The organism is uncultured Abyssibacter sp. (assembly GCF_964000955.1).
GTDB lineage: Bacteria > Pseudomonadota > Gammaproteobacteria > Nevskiales > OUC007 > Abyssibacter.
Genome location: NZ_CAXFCL010000013.1, coordinates 1 through 4615, shown reverse-complemented (window position 1 = coordinate 4615; position 4615 = coordinate 1). Strand labels below are relative to the sequence as shown.

3 protein-coding genes are annotated in these 4615 nt (G+C 62.9%); all 3 read left to right on the top strand.

Annotated features, from left to right (window positions below; genetic code table 11):
* Window positions 1–689: PilW family protein (locus tag ABNS06_RS00485; protein ID WP_348671925.1), on the top strand; the 689-nt coding region annotated here is incomplete at its 5' end.
* Entirely contained in the window at window positions 686–1285 is a 600-nt protein-coding gene (locus tag ABNS06_RS00480) for a PilX N-terminal domain-containing pilus assembly protein (protein ID WP_348671923.1), read from the top strand. The genes ABNS06_RS00485 and ABNS06_RS00480, both read left to right, overlap by 4 nt.
* Window positions 1286–1308: 23 nt before the next feature.
* The coding region (locus tag ABNS06_RS00475) for a PilC/PilY family type IV pilus protein (protein ID WP_348671922.1) at window positions 1309–4615 on the top strand (3307 nt) is incomplete at its 3' end.

Sequence of the window (4615 nt, the reverse complement as noted above, 5' to 3'; positions counted from 1 at the left end):
CGTCCACATTGCGTCTGACCGGGCATCGGACCACGCCGGAAGACTTGCCTCTGTTGACGTTCGGGGCGGCGAATCCGGCGGTCGGGGCGAGTGATGGCGATGATGAGGCCCTGGATACGGCGGCGCCGCGGGAACTCCAGGTGACTCTGGGAGGCGCGGCGAACACGCTGGATGCGGTCAAGGCCAACACCGACACGATCACGGTGCAGTACCAGGGCCTGGACGACAACACCATTCTCAACTGCCTGGGGCAGCCGGTGCAGTCCGGCTGGACCAGCGTCGACACCTTCTTCGTCGCCGAAGGCGCGACGGTGGCGGCGTCGGAATCCGATGCCGCGAACGCGGAGGCATCGCGTCTGGCGCTGTACTGCTCGGCGACGCTGGTGGACGCGAGTGGCGTGCCACAGGGCGGCGCCACCACGCTGCCGATCGCCAACGACGTGCTGAACCTGCAGATCGAGCTGGGCGACGACGCCAACGGTGACGGTGCCGCGGACCGGTTTGTGACCCCGTCGACGGTCGGCCTGAACATGGAAGAGGTGATCAGCGTGCGTCTGACGTTGACCATGTACGGCGCACGGCCTCTGTCTTTGATCGACCGGATCGGTTCCGACACCGCGACGACCGTGGAACGTGAACTTCAGCGCCAGTTCGTGCGCACCATCAGTCTCAGGAATCTGTTGTCATGAACGGCGCATCCCTCCGTTTCCGGCGGCAACGCGGCAGCGTGCTGCTCGTCAGTCTGGTGATGTTGCTGGTGTTGACCGTCATCGGCATCACCACGCTGCGCACCGTGGTCAGTCAGGAACGCATGTCCGCCAACGATCGTGACAGCCAGCTGGCCTTTCAGGCGGCCGAACTGGGTTTGCGAGACGGCGAGCGCTGGATCAACAACCAGTCCGAGCTGCCCCACGAACTCGAGTGCATCAGCGATACGCCGCCGTGCCGCGGAGCCGAATTCCCGGGTGTGTTCATGATTTCGCCGGTCGAGGGCAAGTTCGACACGGTGGGCGACCTGATCGCGATGACCCTGGACAACTGGAAGACCGAGGGCGAGTCCTTGCAGAACCCGGCCTATGATCCCGCGCAGGGTGGAGCCGCCGTGCAGGGCGTGGCGGAGCAGCCCCGGTTCCTGATCCGCGAGGCCCGGGTGATCCGTGACAGCCTGACGTTGGGGCGCGGCGACGAAACCCAGCGCTATCTCTACGAAGTGACCGCGATCGGCGTCGGCGCCGAGGAAGACAGTCAGCGCGTGCTTCAATCCACCTTCATTCGGCGATTCTGATGGCGGGTCCAGGTTCCATTCGCATGTTGTCTCGCGGGCTGGTCGCGGTTGCCGCGGGGTTGCTGACGGCTGGCACGGCCAGCGGTCTGGACCTGCCGCTCAACACCTTGTCGGGTGGTGGTTCGCAGATTCCGTCGGCTCCCATCGAGCTGGGCGTGTCCCCGCCACCGATGGTCATGCTGCTGCTGGACGACTCCCTGTCGATGTCGTCGAATTTCCTGATCGACGATGAGGACGCGCAGCGCGAATTCAGCGTCGAGTCGCTGACCTATCGCTGGATTTATCCGCTTCCCGTGGACGCACCGTCCAGCGAGTCGTCCTACACCAACGCGTATCTGCACCGCCTGGCCGTTCCGTCACAGGTCGTCGTCGATGCCTGGAACGAGGATGACGATTTCCTCCGCGGCTCCGAGGCGAGGCTCGGTGATGACTACGAGGGTGTCTGGCGGGCGCGCAACAGCGACTACAACCCGCTTTATTACGACCCGAACGAGACCTACGAACCCTGGCCTTATGGCGTCGATGCCGCAGGTCTGGCGTTTGCCGATGCGTCGGCATCGGCGGCCCGTCTGGATCCCTATGACCCGACGAAGACCGTTAATCTGACGTCCCTGAAGGAGTTCACGACCTACCTGGTCACCGAGGACGACGACATCGTGTCGGTGAGGCACGAGAGGGTGTGCACGAGTTCGCAGTTTTTCTGCAATCTCGGGCTGGGTACTTACCGCGACTTGCGCGAGCGCATCGCGCACTACTACTCTTGGACCGATTCCAACGGCAATGGCGTGGTTGATGCCGACGATACGCACTCCCGCGTCGAGATCGGCGACCCGACCGAGCTGCAGAATTTCGCCAACTGGTTCCAGTATCACCGCTCGCGCGAGTTGAGGACCAAGGGGCGGCTGTCCGAATTCATGGCAGGTGTGGGCGATGCCTACATGGCCGTCGCCAGCGTGAACAACAACCCGGACAGCCAGCTGGAGATGGTCGAGCTCAACGACGATCCCGCGATCGGGAAGCGCAGGCAGGTCATGGATGCCATCTTCGGCACCCGCGGCAATTCGGCGGGCACGCCGCTGCAAAAGGCGTTGTTCGACGCCGGCGCGTATATCGAGTGCGGCGGTGGCACCAACCTGTTCGGTAACTCGAACTGCCCGCGCCTGTCCGAGGACGATGACGGCCAGTGTCAGCAGGCGTCGGTGCTCCTGGTCACGGATGGCTTTTCCTCCGACAACGGCGCGTCGGTCACCAGCACCGGTACGCCCTCTTCCAATGGTTCGGCCGGGGCGTCGCTCGCGGTGAACAACGCGCCGTTCAACGGGACACCGACCAACGCCGATGGTGACGGTGACACCGAGTATGACGGCGGCGCCTACGCGGATGCGTTCACCGACACGCTGGGCGACGTCGCGATGCACTACTACGAGCGGGATCTGAATGCCGGTCTCGACAGCCGCCAGTACATCACGAGCTACGTGCTGGACATGGGCCTCGACGGCGATCTGTCGCGGCCGGCGAACAACTCGGATCCGGTTGCCTGGGGTGATCCCGATCCGGGCGCGGCTGCGTTCGTGCCGGTGAATCAGCTCGATGACTTGTTGCATGCCACCTACAACGGTCGGGGGCAGCAGTGCGCCGTCGATGATCCCAATCTGGTGGAAAAGTTTGCCGAGGCGCTGCGAATTTCACCGGGAAATTCGCAGGGGACAACGTCGGTGGGTATCACCTCCGGCTCCATCCTGAACAACCAGCGTGTGTTTCTGGCCACCTACGACGCCCAGGAACTGACCGGGGACCTGATCGCTTACGATCTCAACCTGGACGGGACGCTGGGCGAGCCGGCCTGGAGCGCGGCCGAGTTGCTGGACCAGAAGATCGATTCCGAGGGGCATGCGGATCGTCTGGTCCTGACCTACGACCCGAACCTGCGCGAAGGGATGCCGTTTTCCTGGCAGCAGTTCAGCGACCCCAGTTATCGCCTGTCGGCGGTAGCCGCATTGCAGCTTCCTCCGGAACTGTACCTGACACTGGAAATTCTGGTCGGTCTGGTCAACCCGGTCCTGAATGTTGTTCTTGCGGTCGAGGGCACTATCCTTGAGAGTGCGATCGAGCCGGTTCAGGAAGAGATTCTCAATCCGATCCTCGAGGTATCTGCGCTCAGTGGCCTGGGTCTGGATGAGCTCTTGGATACTGCGGTCTCACCGCTTTATCTGAACGAAATCGACCTCTACAGCCTGCTGGGGCTGTCCCGGCAACTGTCGCAGGGGCGCGTCAATTATCTGCGTGGTGAGCAGTCGAACGAGGAAAGCAACGGCGGGCGGTTCCGTAACCGCGACCTGCGCATGGGGCCCATCTACCATTCCCGACCGGTGGTCGTGGGCCCGCCGGATACCGACTATTCGGACCAGTTCCTCGATGACCTGTTCGGCGGTGACACGCCGGATACCGAGCTATACAGCACCTTTCGCGCGAACAACGCGAATCGCCGTTCCATGGTCTATGTCGGCGCCAACGACGGCATGTTGCATGGCTTCGACGCGACAACCGGCGAGGAGTTGTTCGCCTACGTGCCGGGTCGTCTGCTGGGCAAGGTTTCGGAACTGACCGATCCGGACTACGAGGCCGAGACCTACGTCGATGGCCAGATGAGCGTGGTCGATGCCTACGACGAGTTTCCGGCCTGCGGGGCGGGTCAGTCCTGCTGGCGGACCATCCTGGTCGGTAGTCTGCGGGGCGGCGGACAGGGTATCTACGCCCTGGATATCACCGATCCCGAGGCCTTCGTCGCCGCGGATACATTCTCCAAGCAACAGACACTGGCGGAACAGGTCGTGCTCTGGGAATTTACCGACTCCCCGGGTGGCGGTTTGCTCGGGGTCGTGTCCGGCGCGAAATTCCTGCTGCAGGGTCTGCTGACCGACGGTTTGTACGACATCCTGGGCGAAGTGCTGGACCCCGCGTTGATCCAGGGCGTCATCGACAGTACCGTCGAGCCTTTGTGCCAGGCGATTCTCGGGCCTTTGGACGTGGTCTGCTCGCTGGTGACCGATCTGACCGACCTTTTGCTGACGGTTGCCAGTCCCGTGCTGGCCCTCGTTTCTGATCTGTTGGGCGTGACAGATATTCTGTTCGATCTGCCATTGCTGCCCACTGTGACGGATCTGGTCGATACACTGTTGGAGGCGTTGCTCGGCGTTGATGAGTATCCGGGTTCCCCTGAACTCGGTTACACCTTCGGCCAGCCGAATATTGTCCGGCTGGCGGATGGCCGTTGGGCGACGGTCATCGGCAACGGTTATCACAATACCGATCTGGACCTGCAACTCAGTG

Excerpts from the sequence above, each read along its gene's own strand:
- ABNS06_RS00480 (WP_348671923.1), top strand. The coding sequence starts at position 686 with ATGAACGGCGCATCCCTCCGTTTCCGGCGGCAACGCGGCAGCGTGCTG.